The following is a 17,696-nucleotide window of genomic DNA, read 5'->3' as shown; positions in this document are numbered from 1 at the left end:
CCCTATCACGCCCCGCAGACCTGATGAAAGATCGTTTCCCTTCCCTGATCGCGCTGTTCCTGCTGCTGGTGCTCGTCGCCAGCACGTATTGGGCCGCCGACTACGCGCAGCGGGCCATCCAGACGGACCCGCCGCGCCGCGTCACGCACGAAATGGACGCCTGGTCGCGTAATTTCGTGATGCTGCGCACCGACCCCACCGGGCGACCCATCAATCGGCTCGAGGGCGATTACGCCGAACATTTCCCGGACGACGATTCGTATCACATCACCCAGCCGCGCGCCATCGGCCAGCGCGAAGCCAGCCCGATCACCGTGGGCGTGTCCAAGACGGCCGTCATGGAACAGGGCGGCAAGCGCATCGTCATGAACGGCGACGCGCACGTCCACCGCCAGCCGGACGCCAACAACGACGTCCTGGACGTGCGCAGCCAGCAACTGATCCTGCTGCCGGACGACGACGTGGTCTACACCGACCTGCCCGCGGAAGTCATCAAGGGCCGCTCGCGCATGAACGGCAAGGGCATGCACTACAACAACAAGACACGCCAATTGCAGGTATCGGCGTCCACCGACGTGGAAATCGCCGGCACGGAAAACAAATCGCGCCGCCCGGCCGAGACGCCTGCCAACACCACTGACCCGAAGAAACCATGACCGACTTCCGGATTCGCATTGCCCCCACCACGCGCCTGCTGGGCGCGATGCTGCTGATGGCATCGGCGGTAGCGCCGGCGCTCGCGGCCGACCCCAAGCCGGCCGCCGCCGGCGCGAGCAAGACCGCGCCCGCCGAGGAACCCACCACCACGATCCTGTCGGACACGCTGCACTACGACGACGTGAAGAAACAAAGCGTGTTCACCGGCAACGTCAACATGACGCGTGGCCTGATGACGCTCACCTCCGACAACCTGGAAATGCGCGAGGACGCCGCTGGCAACCAGTACGGCACCGCCACCGCGAACAAGGGCAAGGTCGTCACCATCCGCCAGGAACGTCCCGAGACCTTCGAACTGATCGAGGGCAAGGGCCTGCGCGCCGAATACGACGGCACCAAGAGCACCTTCGACCTGATCGGCCAGGCGGTGGTGGTGCGCTATGTCTGCGGCAAACCGTTTGACACGATTCGCGGCGACCGGGTGCGCTACAACGAGAAAAGCGGCACCTACGAAGCCCAGGGCGGCCCGAACTCCTCGGCGGCTGGCGGCCGGGTCCGTTCCGTGGCCGAGCCGCGCGCCAAGTCGGACGCCGCGGTGGCCGAGTGCCGCAAGCAGCAGGAATCGAAGAAGGGGCGCTGACAGCGCCTCCCATGTCACCCATACGCAGCCACGATGAACCAACCTTCAGTGCAGACTCCCGTGACCTCCGCCCCTTCGGGCGTCAAGCAGGGCAGCCTGCGCGCAACCGGCTTGCGCAAGACCTACAACGGCCGCACCGTGGTGCAGGACGTGTCCCTGTCCGTCTCCAGCGGCGAAGTGGTGGGCCTGCTTGGCCCCAACGGCGCCGGCAAGACCACCAGCTTCTACATGATCGTGGGCCTGGTGCCGGCCGACGCCGGCCGTATCGAGATCGACGGCTCGGTCATCACCGCGATGCCGATCCACAAGCGCGCGCGCATGGGACTGTCGTACCTGCCCCAGGACGCCTCGGTGTTCCGCCGCCTGACGGTCGAGCAGAACATCCGCGCGGTGCTCGAACTGCAGATCGGACCGGACGGCCGCACGCTGTCCACGCCCAAGATCAATGAACAGATGGAGCTGCTGCTCGAAGAGCTGCAGATCGGCCACATCCGCAGCAACGCCGCCATTTCGCTGTCGGGCGGCGAGCGCCGCCGCGTCGAAATCGCGCGCGCGCTGGCCACCAGTCCGCGCTTCATCCTGCTGGACGAGCCGTTCGCGGGCGTGGACCCGATCGCCGTGATCGAGATCCAGCGCATCGTGCGCTTCCTGAAGGGTCGCGGCATCGGCGTGCTGATCACCGACCACAACGTGCGCGAAACGCTGGGCATCTGCGACCGCGCCTACATCATCAGCGAAGGCAAGGTGCTGACCGACGGTCACCCCGACGAAATCGTCGGCGATCCGGCCGTTCGCCGCGTCTACCTGGGCGAACACTTCCGCATGTAACACCTCCATTGGGGAAAATCCCAGGGTCCGTGACGGCCCCTGGGGCACGCCCCTGGGCGGGCGCAATGAAAATGCCATGGACTTGCGTTAGGTCAGCTTGTTTTATCGGCCCGAGTCTATACACTAGTATCAAACGAACCCCTCAAACAAGGAGAACGCCTAACGACCCCACCGCGCCTTCCGCGCACCATTTTTTCCTCTTTTAGAAGGAGAGCACACTATGAACCTGAGCATCTGCGGTCGTCACCTCGACGTCACCCCGGCCATCCGGGAATATGTCATGAACAAACTGGCGCGAGTGCTGCGGCATTTCGATCACGTCATCGATACCCAGGTCATGCTCTCAGTAGAGCCCCTGCGGCACAGAGCCGAAATCACCATGCGTCTTAGTGGCAAGGACATTCATTGTGAAGCAACCGATGAAAACCTCTACGCCGCGATCGACCTTCTTGCTGACAAAGTCGACCGTCAGGTCATCAAGCACAAGGACAAGGTGCGAAGTCACACGGCAGAGTCCGTGAAGCGGCAAGCGGCGAACCTTTCGCCAACCCAGTAATACCGCGCTTCATGATTCGCTCGCCGTGCGAGCCAAGCTAAACAGCGATTCCTGAATCCTGCCTAAGTCCCGGTGTCCCGCTAGACGTCCCGTCCAGCCGGGGCATCGGCAAACTCCCCCCGCCTTCTTTGTCCCCCATTCTCCGGCACAGGCCGGCGAACGTCATTCCCTCCCCTGAAAACCCGATCAAGGCGTCCACGCCATACCGTGCTGGTATACCCACCTGCGCACGAAGAATGCCCACAACCCGGCGCTATCGGTCTATGCTGTCGCTCTCGTGCCGAGACCGGCGGCCTGATCCAGGAGGGTGCGGACCGCGGCGCGAGCGCCTCCCACCGGAGTTTTTTGCAGTGCGTCATATAACCCTATAATGACCTGATGAATCATTTGTCGCGCATCCTTCCCGCCGGCAACGTCGTCCTCGATATGCTCGCCACGAGCAAGAAGCGCGCGTTCGAACAGGCTGGCCTCCTCTTTGAAAACAACCACGGCTTGGCACGCGCGCTCGTGTTCGACAGCCTGTTTGCGCGGGAGCGTCTGGGCTCGACCGCGCTCGGCCAGGGCGTCGCCGTGCCGCACGGCCGCGTGAAGGGACTGGAGCAGGCGCTTGCCGCCTTCATCCGCCTGGCGCAGCCCATCACGTTCGACGCCCCCGACGGACAGCCCGTATCGATGCTGCTCTGTCTGCTGGTGCCCGAAACCGCCACGCAGCAGCACCTGGATATCCTGGCGGAACTGGCGCAGCTCATGTCCAACAAGGCGCTGCGCGAAGCGCTGGCCACCGAGACCGATCCGGCCGTCGTCCACAAGATGCTCACCACCGGCCAACTCTGACCCCTCGCGGAAACGCTGCCATGCTCACGGTGCAGGAACTCGTCGACGACAACGCCGACAAAATCCCCTTCAACTGGATTTCCGGCCAAGGGGCCGCGGACCGCGCGATTCCCGATGACGGCATGGCGGCCGCCGACCTGGTGGGCCACCTGAACCTGATCCACCCGTCGCGCATCCAGGTGTTCGGCCAGGAAGAGCTGGCGTACTACACCCGCTTCGACCTGCGCCGCCGCATGCATCACATGGACGAGCTGCTGATCGGCGGCGTGCCCGCCATCCTGCTGGCTGACGGCCTGACGCCGCCGCAGGACCTGGTGGACCAGTGCGACCAGCACCAGGTGCCTTTGCTGTCCACTCCGGTGGCGGCCGCGCAGTTGATCGACCTGCTGCGCATCTACCTGGGCAAGAAACTCGCGCCCACCACCACCGTGCACGGCGTGTTCCTGGACGTGCTGGGCCTGGGCGTGCTGATCACCGGCGAATCCGGCCTGGGCAAGAGCGAACTGGCGCTGGAACTGATCTCGCGCGGCCACGGGCTGGTGGCCGACGACGCGGTCGAATTCTCGCGCACCGCGCCCAACATGATCGAAGGCCACTGCCCGCAACTGCTGCAGAACCTGCTGGAAGTGCGCGGCCTGGGCCTGCTCGACATCCGCACCATCTTCGGCGAGACCTCGGTGCGTCGCAAGATGCGCCTGAAGCTGATCGTGCACCTGGTGCGCGCCACCGCGCAGGACAAGTTCGAACGCCTGCCGCTGCAGGACATCACCCAGGACATGCTGGGCCTGCCGGTGCGCAAGGTCATGCTGCAGGTGGCCGCCGGCCGCAACCTGGCGGTGCTGGTCGAAGCCGCGGTGCGCAACACCATCCTCAAGCTTCGCGGCATCGACACCCTGGGCGAATTCATGGAACGCCAGGCCATGGCGATCCTGCAAAGCAGCAAGTAAACGCGCGTTACCGCGCGGAACCGTGAGCCTGTACGAGAAACTCGCCAACGAGATCGCCAGGTCGATCCGCGACGGCGTGCTGCGCGTGGGCGACAAACTGCCGTCGGTGCGCGAGGCCTGCGCCAGCCGCGGCGTCAGTCCGTCGACGGTATTCCAGGCCTACTACCTGCTGGAAGCGCGCGGTCTGATCCGCGCCCGTCCCCGTTCCGGCTACTACGTCAACGCGCGCGGCGACAGCCTGCCCCCAGAACCCGACACTTCCTGTCCCGACGGCGAATCGACCGAACTCGCGATCAGCGAGCGCATCTTCGACATCCTGGACTCGGTGCGCAACCGCGATGTCACCCCGCTGGGTTCGGCCTTCCCTTCCCCTCTGCTGTTCCCGCTGCCGCGGCTGGCCCAGGCCATGTCGGCACATCTCAAGCGCCAGGACCCGCTGGACACGATGGAAGACCTGTCGCCCGGCAATCCCGGCCTGCGCCGACAGATCGCGCTGCGTTACCTGATCGCCGGCATCAACGTGCCGGCCAGCGATATCGTCGTCACCAACGGCGCGCTGGAAGCGCTCAACCTTTGCCTGCAGGCGGTGACGCGGCCGGGCGACACGGTCATTGTCGAGGCCCCCACCTTCTACGGGGCGCTGCAGGCGCTGGAACGCCACGGCCTGAAGGCGCTGGAAGTGCCCACGCATCCGCGCACCGGCGTCGACCTGGGCGCGATTGAAACCGCGATCCAGCGCCACGCGCCCACGGCCTGCTGGCTGATGACGCAGTTCCAGAATCCGCTGGGCAGCCTGATGCCCGAAGAAAAGAAACGGCAACTGGTGGAACTGCTTGCGCGCCACCAGATCCCGCTGATCGAGGACGACGTCTACGGCGAGCTGTATTTCGGCGCGACGCGGCCGGTGCCCGCCAAGGCCTTCGACAAGCAGGGGCTGGTGCTGCACTGCTCGTCGTTCTCAAAATGCCTGGCGCCGGGCTACCGCATCGGCTGGGCCAGCGCTGGACGCTACGCGCAACGCGTGCAGCGCCTGAAGCTGTCGTCCACGCTGTCGGCGTCGAGTCCGGCGCAGGGCGCCATCGCCGAATACCTGGAACAAGGCGGCTACGACCGCCACCTGCGCCGCCTGCGCGAAACGCTGCAGGCGCAGCAGGACCTGATGGCCAATGCGATCGCGCGCGAGTTTCCCGCGGGCACTCGCGTGACCCGGCCGCAAGGCGGCTTTTTCCTTTGGCTGGAAATGCCGGCGGCGGTCGATGCGCTGACGCTGCACCGGCAGGCGTTGGCGCGCGGCATCAGCGTGGCACCCGGCCCGATCTTCTCGGCGAGCGGCCAGTTCGGCAATGCGCTGCGGCTGAACTACGGCCACCCGTGGGACGACGCCAAGGCCGATGCCATCCGCGCCCTGGGAGAGATGGCGCGCGCGGCCTGCCAACTGGCCGCGCGGCCGTCCTGATCAGTTGCGGGTCGAGGCGGCGCGGGCGCGCTTGACCTCGAGGGGCGTCACGCCGCCGGCCTCGTTGCCCCAGCTATTGCGGATGTAGGACACCAGCATCGCGACGTCGTTGTCGTTGAGCAGTTGGCCGAAGGGCGGCATGCCATGCGGCCGCGGATTGGCCGCGGTGGCGGGCGCGAAGCCGCCGTCCAGCACGATGCGGATCGCATTGACGGGCGACGGCGCGGTCACCGTCGGATTGCCGGCCAGCGCGGGCCAGGCGCCCGCGCTGCCTTCGCCTTGCGGCTGGTGGCATTGCGCGCATTGCTGGCGGTAGATCTTGCCGCCCAGCTCCATGGCCGCCGGGGAAACCGGCACGGCGGGCCGCGATGACGCCACGGGCGTGGCCGGCAACGACTTGAGATACACGCCCATTGCGAGCGCATCTTCCTCGGTCAGGTGCTGGGTGCTGCCCAGCACCACCTCGGCCATCGGACCGCTGGCGCTGGAGTGCGCCGCCATGCCGGTGCGCAGCAACGCCGCGATGTCTTCGGCCGACCAGCGCCCCAGGCCCGCCTGCGGATCATTGGTCAGCGGCGGCGCGTACCAGTCCAGCATCGGGATAAGGCCGCCGGCCAGGCCATCGGCCGCGCGCGTCGCGCCCAGGCTGTTGCGCGGCGCGTGGCAGGCGGCGCAATGGCCCAGGCCTTCGACCAGGTAGCGGCCGCGGTTCCACTGCGTCGACTGGCCCGGATCGGCTTCCTGCACGCCCGGCCGGAAATACAGGGCGCGCCAGGCGGCCAGCAGCAGGCGTTGGTCATACGGGAAATCGAGATCCGGCGCGCGGCTGGGTTGGCTCACCGGCGTGATCGTGCGCAGATAGGCGAACAGCGCATCGGCGTCGGCTCGCGTCACGCGGGTGTACTCGGTGTACGGAAAGGCTGGATACAGCAGCGTGCCGTCACGCGACTTGCCGTTATGCAGCGCCTGCCAGAAATCGTCCGCGCTCCAGGCGCCGATGCCGGTCTTCTCGTCCGGCGTGATGTTGGGACCGTAGATCGTGCCGAACGGGGTCGGAATGGGCGTGCCGCCCGCATAGGCCTGGCCGCCACGCGCGGTGTGGCAGGCCATGCAATTGCCGGCCAGCGCCAGATAACGTCCGCGTTCGAGGCGCTGCTGCGGATCGGCGGGCGCCGCGGCAGCACCGGTGCTGGCGTCGTCGCGCGTGCCGAGCCAGTAGAGGGCGCCCACCGCGATCGCGGCCAGCGCCAGCAGGGTGCCAAGGATTCGCTTCATCAGTTTCATCCGGCACTCCTTCAACGTTGCGCCTGGCTGCCACACTCGGCAGGCAGCCGCAGGGCCCCGGCGGGCTCGGGCGCATAGGTGTCGGCCACCGGCTGCGACGACAGCCATGCCGCCAGCGCGCCGATGTCCTCAGGCGTGAGCTTGCCGGCGATATCCGCCATGCAGTCCGGCGCGGCGGCGCGGCGCAGGCCGTTCTTCCAACTGCCGATCTGCGAGCCGACGTAATCGCGCGGCAGGCCCAGCAGGCCGGGGATGGCCGGCAGCGCCCCGCCCAGCGAGGCGCCATGACAGGCGGCACAGGCCGGCAGGCCGCGGGCGGCGTCGCCCGACAGCGCCAGCTTGCGGCCGGCCTCGAGCGTGGCGGCCGACACTTCCGCGCGCACCGGCGGCGGATACGGCACATGCTGTGCCGAGAAATAGGCGGCCATTTCGTACAGGTAGGCGTCGGGCAGGCCCGCCAGCAGGTGCGCCATGGGGCGGTACTGGCGCCGGTCGTCGCGGAAGTTCAGCAACTGGTGGTAGAGGTATTCCTGCGGCTTGCCGGCCAGGCGCGGGTAGTAACCGTCGGCGCCGGCGCGGCCCTGTTCGCCATGACAGGCCGTACAGGCCGCCACCCGCGCCGCCATGGTGCCCGGCTGCAGCACCTGGGGGGTGTCCTGGGCCAGCGCGGGCGCTGCCGAAAAGGCAACAACGACGGCGGCCAGAAGGCGGGATTTTGCCCAAAACCGCGGCAGTGAAACACTACGAAAGGAAATGAGGGCTAACATCTAGGGCCAGTTAACACTAAGTCGAATTCCAACCCCGAAGGCGCATGGCGGCGGGGCGCGTAGATGAATCGGTCGTGTGCGGGTGCCCAAGCTTACGCCAGGGCCCGCGCGGCAGTACAGGCGCAGATTCGCAGTTTACGGCCATATCAGATGCCAACCCGCCGGCATCCTCCTGGAAAAGCGTGCCACAATCATGTCCATGTTGAAAGTCGTCCTCGTTACCGGCATCTCAGGCTCAGGCAAGTCCGTTGCCCTGCGCATGCTCGAGGACGCCAGCTACACCTGCGTCGACAACCTGCCCGTGCGGTTCCTGACCGAGTTCGTGGCCAATGCCCGCGACGATGGCCTGGAGCGCGTCGCGGTCGCCATCGACGTGCGCTCGCCCGGCGAGCTGGCCGAACTGCCCGACGTGGTCACCGCGCTGCGCGCCATGGGCACCAGCCTGCGCGTGGTGTTCCTGGACGCCAGCACTGACACCCTGGTGCAGCGCTATTCCGAATCCCGCCGCCGCCATCCGCTGACCGACCGCCTGCAACGCGGCGGCACCGCGCCGTCGCTGACCGACTGCATCGCGCTCGAGCGCGAACTGCTGGCGCCACTGCGCGAGCAGGAACATGTCATCGACACCTCGGAGCTCACGCCGGGCCAACTGCGCGCCTGGATCCGCGACCTGATCCAGGCCGACCGCGCGCCGCTGGTGCTGACCTTCGAATCGTTCGCGTACAAGCGCGGCGTGCCGCGCGACGCCGACCTGGTGTTCGACGTGCGCTGCCTGCCCAACCCCTATTACGACCGTAACCTGCGTCCGCTGACCGGCCGCGACGAACCCGTCGCCGCCTGGTTGGCAGGTTATGAACAAGTGGGGCTGATGATCGACGACATCGCCGGCTTCCTGAACCGCTGGCTGCCCCAGTACACGCAAGACACCCGCAATTACCTCACCGTCGCCATCGGCTGCACCGGTGGCCAGCACCGTTCGGTCTACGTGGTCGAACAACTGGCCAAGCGCTTTGCCGACCACGACCCGCTGCTGGTGCGCCATCGCACCCAACTGCCCGACGAATCCGCATGATCCTGTCCCGACCGCTCCATATCCTGATGATGCTGTTGCTGGCCATTGCCGTGGCCGGCTGCTCTTCCACCGGGGGACGTAAAAAGGGCGGCGGGTACTACAAGGACGACGGCCCGGACGCCAATCCGCCGTCCAACCTGGACCAGGTGCCGGACGCGGTGCCGCGCATCGAACCTTACGCCAGCGGCGCCAATCGTCCGTACGTGGTGTTCGGCCAGCGCTATGTGCCGGATACCACCGGCCAGCCCTACAAGCGCCAGGGCATCGCCTCGTGGTACGGCAAGAAATTCCACGGCAACTCGACCTCGATCGGCGAGCCCTATGACATGTACGCCATGACCGCAGCCCACACCACGCTGCCGATTCCCAGCTACGCGCGGGTCACCAGCCTGGTCAACGGCAAGACCATCATCGTGCGGGTCAACGACCGCGGGCCGTTCCACAGCGACCGCATCATGGACCTGTCGTACGTGGCGGCCTACAAGCTGGGCATCATCGGGCCGGGCAGCGGCCAGGTGGTGGTGGAAAGCATTCAGCAGGACGAGATCCGCCGCTGGGCCTCGCAAGGGCCCGCCCCCGAGCCCGCCTCGGCGACCGGCTCGACGCCGGTGGCCACGCCCGTGGCGGCCGCCCCCGTGCCGCTCGAGCCGCAACCGCCGGCGCAGCAACCGGCGCCCGCGCCGGGCAGCGCGCCGGTGCGGCAACCGGCGGCTGGCGGCATCGGCAATGTCTATCTGCAGGTGGGCGCGTTCAGCCAGCCGGCCAACGCGCAGTCGCTGGTCAGCCGCATCAACACCCAACTGGGCGCGGCAGGCGCGCCACCGGCGGCCGTGGAGCAATCGAACAACCTGTACCGGGTCAAGATCGGCCCCTATCCGGATCGCCAGAGCGCCCTGAACGCGGTGCAACTGGTGTCGGACCGCATCGGCATCACGCCCAGCATCGCCGCGCAATAACGCGGCCCGTCGCCTACGGCCCCGGCGGCCAGTCGAACGAGGGCTGCTCGAACGGCAGTTGCGCCTGGCCGTCACAGACCCGTCGCGCGCGCGCATTGCGGCTCAGGTACTCGCTGCCTTCGTGCTTGAGCAGCGCCTGCTTGCGTGGCAGGCCGCCGCCGAAACCGGTCAGCGAGGTATCGGCGCCGATGATGCGATGGCACGGAATGATGATGATGACGGGATTGCGGCCCACCGCCCCGCCGATGGCCTGGGCGCCCTTGGGCCGGCCGACGATGCGCGCCAGTTCGCCGTAGCTGGCGAGCTGGCCGAAATCCAGTTTGCACAAGGCGCGCCAGACTTCATGCTGGAACGGCGTGCCGACCGGATCCAGCGCCACCTCGAACTCGCGGCGCCGGCCGGCGAACCATTCGTCCAGCTCGCGCCGCGCCTGTTCCAGAATGGGATCGGCTTCGTCGCGGGTCCAGCCTTCGGCGGACGGCAGCAGGGTCTGGTCAGTGAACCAGGCGCCCCGCAGCCCCTTGGCGCTGGCGACCAGTCGCATTTCGCCCAGCGGCGTGGGGATGTCACGGTAGACGATCGGCTCCGCCGCTTCGCCGGGACGCTTGCGGGTCTCTGCGGTGTAGATCATGGCTTACGAATTCTTGCGGGCCAGGGCCCGGTTGTACAGGACGTCGCGCGACAGGCCGGTGACCTTGGCGGCGATTTTCGAGGCGTCGCGCACCGACAGGGTTTCGAGTAGCGCATCCAACAAGGCATCGGCGCGCGGGTCGGCGTCTTCATCGGCCTGCTGGCCGGCCTGGGCATGCGCGATCAGCACGAACTCGCCCTGCTCGCGGTGCGCATCGGCCGCCAGCCAGGCGGCGGCCTCGCCCAGCGGAAACGTGGCGATCTCCTCGAAGCGCTTGGTCAGTTCGCGCGCCACGGTCAGCAGGCGGGCGGGACCGCAGACCTCCAGCAGGTCGGCCAGCGTCGCGGCCAGCCGATGCGGCGATTCGAACATCACCACCGGCGCCGGCAGCGCGCACCAGGTTCGCAGCCAGCGCTGGCGCGCGGTGGCCTTGGACGGCGGAAAGCCGGCGAAGGCGTAGGCGGGATTCTCGTCGGTGGTGACGCCGCTGCCCATCAGCGCGGCGATCACGGCGCTGGGGCCGGGCACCGGCACCACCGCGAAACCGGCCTCGCGCACGGCGCGCACCACGCGCGCGCCGGGATCGCTGACCGCCGGCGCGCCGGCATCCGACACCAGCGCCACGCGCTGACCCTGGGCCAGGCGTTCACAGATGGCCTGCGCCGCCGCGGCCTCGTTGTGCCGGTGGGCCGCCATCAGCGGCGTGCTGACGCCCCAGGCGTCCAGCAGCGTGCGGCTGGCGCGGGTGTCTTCGGCCGCGATCACATCGGCGCGTTGCAACGCATGCCAGGCGCGCAGCCCCAGGTCGCCCAGATTGCCGATCGGTGTGGCCACCACATACAGCGTCGAGGCGGGCCAATGCTGTCCGGCCACGCGTTCAGCGACGCGGGCCCAGGCGTCGCCGGCCACCGGGGATGAGACATTTTGATTCATTGCTGCCTACTCACGCGGAAAACCATGTCAGTGTAGCCGCCATCGCCCCCCCATTTCGGAACTGGCATGCCGGATGACACATTCGCTTTCGAGCTGGCCCTGGCGGCGCGCCGCCGCGCGCAAAAGCGGCGCCGGCGCGCTGGAACGCGCGCCACGGCCGACCACCACCACCGCCCGGCGCCCCGGCGCTCGCCGCGCCAGCGTATTGGCGACGGCCACGAAGACGCCGCCCTGCGCCTGTTGCGGGCCGCCGGCCTGGTGCTGCTGGCCCGCAACCTGGGCTGCCGCGCCGGGGAGATCGACCTGGTCATGCGCGACGGCGATGTGCTGGTGTTCGTCGAGGTGCGCTCACGCCAGAGCGACGCCTACGGCGGCGCGGCGGCCAGCATCGGCCGCGACAAGCAGGCGCGCCTGGCGCGCGCCGCGGCGCACTGGCTGCCCACCCTGGCCCAGCGCCATTGGCAGGGCGCCGTGCCGCCGGCCCGCTTCGACGCCGTGCTGTTCGACGGCGACCAGGTCCGGTGGCTGCGCGCGGCGTTCGAGCTGGCTTGATTCGGGTCCGCCCGTGAGATAATCGCGGCCATGGATATGACCTCTCGAATGACGTCGCACTTTCGCGACGCCATGGCCACGTACGAACAAAGCATGAACGTGCTGGCCGAGCCGCTGGCGATCGCGGTGGACGTGCTGTTTGGCGCCCTGGCCAACAACGGCAAGATTCTGGCTTGCGGCAACGGTGGCTCGGCCGCCGACGCGCAACATTTCATCGCCGAGCTGGTGGGCCGCTTCGAACGCGAACGCCTGCCCCTGGCCGGCATCGCCCTGAACACCGACACCTCGATCCTCACCGCGGTCGGCAACGACTACGGCTTCGACGAAGTCTTCGAACGCCAGGTCAACGCCTTCGGCCAGGCTGGCGACGTGCTGGTGGCCATCTCCACCAGCGGCAACTCGCCCAATGTGGTGCGCGCCATGGAAGCCGCCGCCAGCCGCGAAATGCACGTCCTGGCCTTGACGGGCAAGGGCGGCGGCGTCATGGGGGAACTCATTACGCCGATGGACGTCCATCTATGTGTTCCCAGCGATCGCACCATGCGGATCCAGGAAGTCCATATACTGCTGTTGCATGCGCTTTGCGACGGCATTGACGCTCTTCTGCTTGGAGACACCGAATGATTTCAGACGTCAGAACCGCCGCCCGCCCCCTGCTGCTCGCCGCGGCCCTGTCCGGCGCGGCCCTGTCGCTGTCCGCATGCGCGCCCCTGATCGTGGGTGGCGCGGCCGCCACCACGGCCGTGGTCGTGACCGACCGGCGCACCTCGGGTATCCAGCTCGAAGACCAGAACATGGCCTTCAAGGCCCAGAGCCAGATCTCCCAAAAGCTGGGTGAAACCGCGCGCGTCAACGCCATGGCCTATGGCGGGCACCTGCTGCTGACCGGAGACGTGCCCACCGAGGAAGCCAAGTCGCAGGCCACCGCCATCGCCCAGAGCGTCGAGAACGTCAAGCAGGTGATAAACCAGCTCACCGTGGGCCCGATCGCGTCCTTCGGCGTGCGTTCGAACGACACCTGGCTCACCTCCAAAGCCAAGACCGCCCTGCTCAACACCAAGTACGTGCCCTCCGGCACCATCGCCGTCACCACCGACCACAGCGTGGTCTACCTGATGGGCAAGGTGACGCAGGCCGAGGGCGACTACGCCGCCAACGCCGTCGCGGATCTCAGCGGCGTCGCAAAGGTGGTTAAACTGTTCGAGACCATCAGCCGCGAGGAAGCGATTCGCCTGTCGAACAGCGGCGGCAAATCGACCACCACCGAAACCAAGGCCCCCATCGAGAGCGACACGAGTGCTGCCGGCGGCGGCAGCAGCGCGCCCAGCGGTGGCAGTGCCGTAGAGGCCATGCCCATCAAATGAAAAAAGCCATCGTAGCCCTGGCCGTCCTGGTGGCGGTCGGTATCGGCGCCTGGTTCACCCTGCGCCCCACGCAAGCCGCGCCGGATGTCACCTTCACCACGCTGGAAGGCAAGACTTTCTCCATGCAGGACCTGCGCGGCAAGGTGGTGCTGGTCAAGTTCTGGGCCACCAGTTGCGTGACCTGCGTCAAGCAGATGCCCGAGACGATCTCCGCCTACAACGAATACGCGGGCAAGGGCTACGAGGCCATCGCTGTCGCCATGGACTACGATCCGCCCAACTTCGTGCTCAACTTCAAGGAAAGCCGCAAGCTGCCGTTCCCGGTGGCCCTGGACACCAAGGGCGAGATCGCCCGCGCCTTCGGCGACATCCGCCTGACGCCCACCGCGTTCCTGATCGACAAGCAGGGACGCATTATCAAGCGTTACCTGGGTGAATACGACGTGGCTGAATTCCACGCCACCGTCGAGAAGGCGCTGGCCGCGGGCTGATCCCGGTCCCCTTTGCCGCCGCCATGAACCGCCCGCCTGTCGGGCGGTTTTCATTTGGCCGTGGCCTGGCCCGCAAAAAGAAACCGCCCGCATGAGCGGGCGGCCTTGGCGGGGAATCAGGCCCGCGTCGCGATCAGAACGCCGGCACCACGGCGCCTTTGTACTTGTCGAGGATGAACTTCTTCACCTCGGGCGAGTGCAGCGCGTTGACCAGCTTCTTGATGCCCGGCGCGTCCTTGTTGTCGGCGCGGGTCACCAGGATGTTGGCGTAGGGCGAATCGGCGCCTTCGATGAACAGCGCGTCCTTGGTCGGCACCAGGCCGGCTTCGAGCGCGTAGTTGGTGTTGATCAGGGCCAGGTCGACGTCGTCCAGCGAGCGCGGCAGCATCGCGGCCTCGAGTTCGCGGAACTTCAGCTTCTTGGGGTTCTCGACCACATCGGCGGCGGTCGCCAGGATGTTGGACGGATCCTTCAGCTTGATGACGCCCTGCTTCTGCAGCAGCACCAGCGCGCGGCCGCCGTTGGAGGGGTCGTTCGGGATGGCGACGGTGGCGCCGTCCTTCAGTTCGGCCAGGGTCTTGATCTTCTTGGAGTAGCCGCCGAAGGGTTCGACGTGCACCAGGGCGACCGGCACCAGCGTGGCCTTGCGGTCCTTGTTGAAGGTGTCCAGGTACGGCTTGTGCTGGAAGAAGTTGGCATCGAGCTGCTTGTCGGCCAGTTGCAGGTTGGGCTGGACGTAGTCGTTGAAGACCTTGATGTCGAGTTCCACGCCTTCCTTGGCCAGTTGCGGCTTGACCACTTCCAGGATCTCGGCGTGCGGCACCTGGGTGGCGCCGACGACGATCTTTTCGGCGTGGGCGGCGGTGGCCGCCACCAGCAGGGCCGACGCCACCAGGGCGGAACGGACGAAATTCAAACGCATGAGTTGCCTCTTTTATAGGTAGAAATTTGGGGGCATATGCCCGGCCGGTGTGGAGATTCCCCCTTGTGAGGGGCGCTCCGTTGCGAAAACGCCCCCAATTTACCCCAATGCCGGTTATTTGTCGGGCATATCAACATGGGTTTAAAGCATAAGAAACCTGGGGGGACTACAATCCGTCGTATGCTTGCGCTACCGCGTTGCCAACGCGTTCCTGTGCAGGCATTTTTTACTGCCGGACCCCACGCCCCCACGGGGGGCAATGCCTTCACGCCATCAGCGGCGCAGGCTTTCAACCTCTAACTTTCATACCCTACTTATTGCCGACTTAGCCGCCATGACCGACACCCCCGACCCTGCTGCCGTCTCGTCTCCCGCTGTCAAAGCCGCGGTGCTTTCCGAAGCGCTGCCCTATATCCGACGATTCCACGGCAAAACCATCGTGGTCAAGTACGGCGGCAACGCCATGACGGAAGAGCGATTGCAACGCAGCTTCGCGCATGACGTGGTGTTGCTCAAGCTGGTGGGTCTGAATCCGGTGGTGGTGCACGGCGGCGGTCCGCAGATCGACGACGCGTTGCGCCGCATCGGCAAGCAAGGCACCTTCATCCAGGGCATGCGCGTGACCGACGCCGAGACCATGGAAGTGGTCGAATGGGTGCTGGGCGGCCAGGTCCAGCAGGACATCGTCATGATGATCAACGAGGTCGGCGGCAAGGCCGTGGGCCTGACCGGCAAGGACGGCGGACTGATCCAGGCCCAGAAAAAGCTGATGGCCAACAAGGAGAACCCCGCCGAACCGATCGACATCGGCTTCGTCGGCGACATCACCCTGGTCGAACCGGCGGTGGTCAAGGCCTTGCAGGACGACCAGTTCATTCCGGTCATCTCGCCCATCGGCTACGGTGAAGACGGCACTGCCTACAACATCAACGCCGACGTCGTCGCCGGCAAGATGGCCGAAGTCCTGGGCGCCGAAAAGCTGCTGATGCTGACCAACACCCCGGGCGTGCTGGACAAGGGCGGCAAGCTGCTGCGCAGCCTGTCGGCCCAGACCATCGACGAGCTGTTCGCCGACGGCACCATCTCGGGCGGCATGCTGCCCAAGATCTCGTCGGCGCTGGATGCCGCCAAGAACGGCGTCAACTCGGTGCACATCGTCGACGGCCGCGTGCCGCACTGCCTGCTGCTGGAAATCCTGACCGACCAGGGCGTTGGCACGATGATCAGCTCGCACTGATGCGAGCGCTGCGCACCCTGCTGCGGCCGGCGGTGCGCCAGCGCCGCTCGCGCCGCACCGCCACAGGCGCCCCCGGGCGCCTGTGGTTGTTTGACCTGGACAACACGCTCCACGACACCTCGCACGCCATCTTTCCGCAGATCGATCACGGCATGACCATGGCCGTGGCCGAGGCGCTGGACGTGGACGTCGATACCGCCAACGCCGTGCGCAAGCAATACTGGCAGCGCTACGGCGCGACGATGATCGGCATGGTGCGCAACCATGGCATCGATCCGCACGCCTTCCTGCACCGCAGCCACGACTTCGATGTCAACCCGCTGGTGCGCGCCGAGAAGGCGCTGGCCTACAAGCTGCGGCAGTTGCCGGGCCGCAAGGTGCTGCTGACCAACGCGCCGCTGCATTACGCGCGCGCCGTGCTGCGGCGGCTGGGCATCCTGCGACAGTTCGACAGCCTGTGGGCCATCGAGCACATGCGGCTGCACGGCGAATTCCGTCCCAAGCCTTCACCCGCCCTGCTGCGCCACGTGCTGGCGCGCGAAGGCGTGCCGGCGCGCCAGGCGGTGCTGGTCGAAGACACGCTTGCAAACCTGCGCGGCGCCCGTCGCGCCGGACTGCGCACGGTGCACGTATTCCATCCCGGCACGCCGTTCGGACGGGGCCGCGCGCAGCGACCGTCGTACGTCGACTTGCGGGTAAACTGCGTCAGTGATCTGCTGCTGCGCCGGCGTCCCTTGCGGGGCTAGCGCCCTCCTCTCCCACCCCCTGCCTGCGTAACACCAGACCCGTCCATGGCGAGCAAACCCGGCGAGCGCAAGACCCAGATTCTGCAGACCCTGGCCGAAATGCTGGAGCAGCCGCACGCTTCGCGCATCACCACGGCGGCGCTGGCCGCGCGCCTGGCGGTCTCGGAAGCCGCGTTGTACCGGCACTTCGCCAGCAAGGCGCAGATGTTCGAGGGATTGATCGAGTTCATCGAGACCAGCATCTTCACGCTGGTGAACCAGATCGCGACCGCCGAGCCCTACGGCCTGTCGCAGGCCCACCAGACGGTATCGATGCTGCTGACGTTCTCGGAACGCAACAAGGGCATGACGCGGGTGCTGACCGGGGACGCCCTGGTCACCGAGGACAATCGCCTGCAGGAACGGATCAACCACATCAACGACCGCATCGAGGCGTCGTTGAAGCAATCGCTGCGCATCGCCGTCAGCGATGGCGGCCTGCCGCCCGAGGCCAACGTGGCCGCGCACGCAAGCCTGCTGACGCACCTGGTGCTGGGCCGATGGCTGCGCTACGCCCAGAGCGGCTGGCGCGTGTTACCCACACAGCACCTGGACGAACAGTTGCGCCTGGCGCTGGGTTGACCTTATTCGCGTCATAACACGAACGAATTAGCGGTCTTGTGCGACTGCGATCCCTGCATTTGTTTGTTTTTATGCAACATTCGCAGGGTTGCGATTTTCGGCAGCCGACGAGCATAATCTCCGGATCGGTTTTCCGACAAGCACGATTGTCCCCCAAATTGACATCTATCAATACGGGTTTTCCTTAATGCCGTCACGATCA

At 66.8% G+C, this 17,696-nt stretch carries 21 protein-coding genes; 16 read left to right on the top strand and 5 right to left on the bottom strand.

The genetic code is table 11. The features are described from left to right. The first annotated feature begins 23 nt into the window (after positions 1-23). The 7 genes from lptC (at position 24) to SB816_RS03305 (ending at position 5,918) form a co-directional block, all read left to right on the top strand. Complete coding sequence (gene lptC, locus SB816_RS03335; protein WP_054500398.1) at positions 24-656, top strand: LPS export ABC transporter periplasmic protein LptC; 633 nt, start codon at positions 24-26, stop codon at positions 654-656. Next, positions 653-1,297 carry a lipopolysaccharide transport periplasmic protein LptA gene (gene lptA / locus SB816_RS03330; protein WP_064524017.1) on the top strand — a complete coding sequence of 215 codons (645 nt, stop codon included), beginning with the start codon at positions 653-655 and terminating at the stop codon, positions 1,295-1,297. Before lptC ends, lptA begins: the two co-directional genes overlap by 4 nt. Before the next feature lie 33 nt (positions 1,298-1,330). Beyond that, complete coding sequence (lptB, locus tag SB816_RS03325) at positions 1,331-2,125, top strand: LPS export ABC transporter ATP-binding protein (RefSeq protein WP_049076872.1); 795 nt, start codon at positions 1,331-1,333, stop codon at positions 2,123-2,125. 220 nt (positions 2,126-2,345) lie between these two features. After that, positions 2,346-2,681 carry a ribosome hibernation-promoting factor, HPF/YfiA family gene (hpf, locus tag SB816_RS03320; protein WP_006391806.1) on the top strand — a complete coding sequence of 112 codons (336 nt, stop codon included), beginning with the start codon at positions 2,346-2,348 and terminating at the stop codon, positions 2,679-2,681. A gap of 378 nt (positions 2,682-3,059) precedes the next feature. Further along, on the top strand, positions 3,060-3,515 hold the full coding sequence (locus SB816_RS03315; protein ID WP_006391807.1) for a PTS sugar transporter subunit IIA: 456 nt from the start codon (positions 3,060-3,062) through the stop codon (positions 3,513-3,515). Between the two features lie 20 nt (positions 3,516-3,535). Then, positions 3,536-4,462: an HPr(Ser) kinase/phosphatase gene (gene hprK, locus SB816_RS03310; RefSeq protein ID WP_006216298.1), complete on the top strand. Its 927-nt coding sequence runs from the start codon at positions 3,536-3,538 to the stop codon at positions 4,460-4,462. Between the two features lie 22 nt (positions 4,463-4,484). Next, the gene (locus SB816_RS03305) at positions 4,485-5,918 is read left to right on the top strand and encodes a PLP-dependent aminotransferase family protein (RefSeq protein ID WP_144655695.1); all 1,434 of its coding nucleotides are present in this window, start codon (positions 4,485-4,487) and stop codon (positions 5,916-5,918) included. Here SB816_RS03305 and SB816_RS03300 read toward each other — a convergent pair whose 3' ends face one another. Both SB816_RS03300 and SB816_RS03295 read right to left on the bottom strand, forming a co-directional pair. Then, entirely contained in the window at positions 5,919-7,202 is a 1,284-nt protein-coding gene (locus SB816_RS03300) for a c-type cytochrome (protein WP_410546495.1), read from the bottom strand. 11 nt (positions 7,203-7,213) lie between these two features. Beyond that, positions 7,214-7,969, bottom strand: a complete 756-nt coding sequence (locus SB816_RS03295; protein WP_410546494.1) for a c-type cytochrome — start codon at positions 7,967-7,969, stop codon at positions 7,214-7,216. A gap of 199 nt (positions 7,970-8,168) precedes the next feature. Between SB816_RS03295 and rapZ the strand changes: the two genes are divergently transcribed. Both rapZ and SB816_RS03285 read left to right on the top strand, forming a co-directional pair. Further along, positions 8,169-9,041, top strand: coding sequence for an RNase adapter RapZ (gene rapZ / locus SB816_RS03290; protein ID WP_054501178.1), 873 nt, complete (start codon positions 8,169-8,171; stop codon positions 9,039-9,041). Beyond that, complete coding sequence (locus SB816_RS03285) at positions 9,038-9,997, top strand: septal ring lytic transglycosylase RlpA family protein (protein WP_410546493.1); 960 nt, start codon at positions 9,038-9,040, stop codon at positions 9,995-9,997. Before rapZ ends, SB816_RS03285 begins: the two co-directional genes overlap by 4 nt. Before the next feature lie 13 nt (positions 9,998-10,010). On the opposite strand, the gene SB816_RS03280 is transcribed toward SB816_RS03285, so the two are convergent. Together SB816_RS03280 and rsmI are read right to left on the bottom strand one after the other, a co-directional pair. Beyond that, positions 10,011-10,628: a methylated-DNA--[protein]-cysteine S-methyltransferase gene (locus tag SB816_RS03280; RefSeq protein ID WP_054500393.1), complete on the bottom strand. Its 618-nt coding sequence runs from the start codon at positions 10,626-10,628 to the stop codon at positions 10,011-10,013. Between the two features lie 3 nt (positions 10,629-10,631). After that, positions 10,632-11,561, bottom strand: coding sequence for a 16S rRNA (cytidine(1402)-2'-O)-methyltransferase (gene rsmI / locus SB816_RS03275; RefSeq protein WP_144655697.1), 930 nt, complete (start codon positions 11,559-11,561; stop codon positions 10,632-10,634). A gap of 66 nt (positions 11,562-11,627) precedes the next feature. Between rsmI and SB816_RS03270 the strand changes: the two genes are divergently transcribed. The 4 genes from SB816_RS03270 to SB816_RS03255 are packed head-to-tail and all read left to right on the top strand — an operon-like array spanning position 11,628 to position 13,968. Then, positions 11,628-12,113, top strand: a complete 486-nt coding sequence (locus tag SB816_RS03270) for a YraN family protein (protein ID WP_054500391.1) — start codon at positions 11,628-11,630, stop codon at positions 12,111-12,113. 30 nt (positions 12,114-12,143) lie between these two features. Next, positions 12,144-12,737: a phosphoheptose isomerase gene (locus tag SB816_RS03265; RefSeq protein ID WP_006389868.1), complete on the top strand. Its 594-nt coding sequence runs from the start codon at positions 12,144-12,146 to the stop codon at positions 12,735-12,737. Beyond that, entirely contained in the window at positions 12,734-13,477 is a 744-nt protein-coding gene (locus SB816_RS03260) for a BON domain-containing protein (protein WP_064524009.1), read from the top strand. The genes SB816_RS03265 and SB816_RS03260 overlap by 4 nt, the downstream gene beginning before the upstream one ends. Continuing rightward, the gene (locus SB816_RS03255) at positions 13,474-13,968 is read left to right on the top strand and encodes a peroxiredoxin family protein (RefSeq protein ID WP_054500389.1); all 495 of its coding nucleotides are present in this window, start codon (positions 13,474-13,476) and stop codon (positions 13,966-13,968) included. Before SB816_RS03260 ends, SB816_RS03255 begins: the two co-directional genes overlap by 4 nt. Before the next feature lie 133 nt (positions 13,969-14,101). On the opposite strand, the gene SB816_RS03250 is transcribed toward SB816_RS03255, so the two are convergent. Beyond that, positions 14,102-14,890: a MetQ/NlpA family ABC transporter substrate-binding protein gene (locus SB816_RS03250; protein WP_054500388.1), complete on the bottom strand. Its 789-nt coding sequence runs from the start codon at positions 14,888-14,890 to the stop codon at positions 14,102-14,104. Positions 14,891-15,224: 334 nt separating this feature from the next. Here SB816_RS03250 and argB point away from each other — a divergent pair, with 334 nt between their 5' ends. Genes argB through slmA form a run of 3 tightly spaced genes read left to right on the top strand, consistent with a single transcriptional unit; the run spans position 15,225 to position 17,494 of the window. Then, positions 15,225-16,127 carry an acetylglutamate kinase gene (gene argB, locus SB816_RS03245; protein ID WP_026382124.1) on the top strand — a complete coding sequence of 301 codons (903 nt, stop codon included), beginning with the start codon at positions 15,225-15,227 and terminating at the stop codon, positions 16,125-16,127. Continuing rightward, the gene (locus tag SB816_RS03240) at positions 16,127-16,873 is read left to right on the top strand and encodes a pyrimidine 5'-nucleotidase (protein WP_054500387.1); all 747 of its coding nucleotides are present in this window, start codon (positions 16,127-16,129) and stop codon (positions 16,871-16,873) included. Before argB ends, SB816_RS03240 begins: the two co-directional genes overlap by 1 nt. A gap of 45 nt (positions 16,874-16,918) precedes the next feature. Next, on the top strand, positions 16,919-17,494 hold the full coding sequence (slmA, locus tag SB816_RS03235) for a nucleoid occlusion factor SlmA (protein ID WP_054500386.1): 576 nt from the start codon (positions 16,919-16,921) through the stop codon (positions 17,492-17,494). Positions 17,495-17,696 lie beyond the last annotated feature (202 nt).

It is taken from the genome of Achromobacter sp. SIMBA_011, from assembly GCF_046535435.1.
Classification (GTDB): domain Bacteria; phylum Pseudomonadota; class Gammaproteobacteria; order Burkholderiales; family Burkholderiaceae_B; genus Achromobacter; species Achromobacter dolens.
Note: the sequence above shows the minus strand (reverse complement) of the source record. Positions and strands in the feature narration are given on the sequence as shown.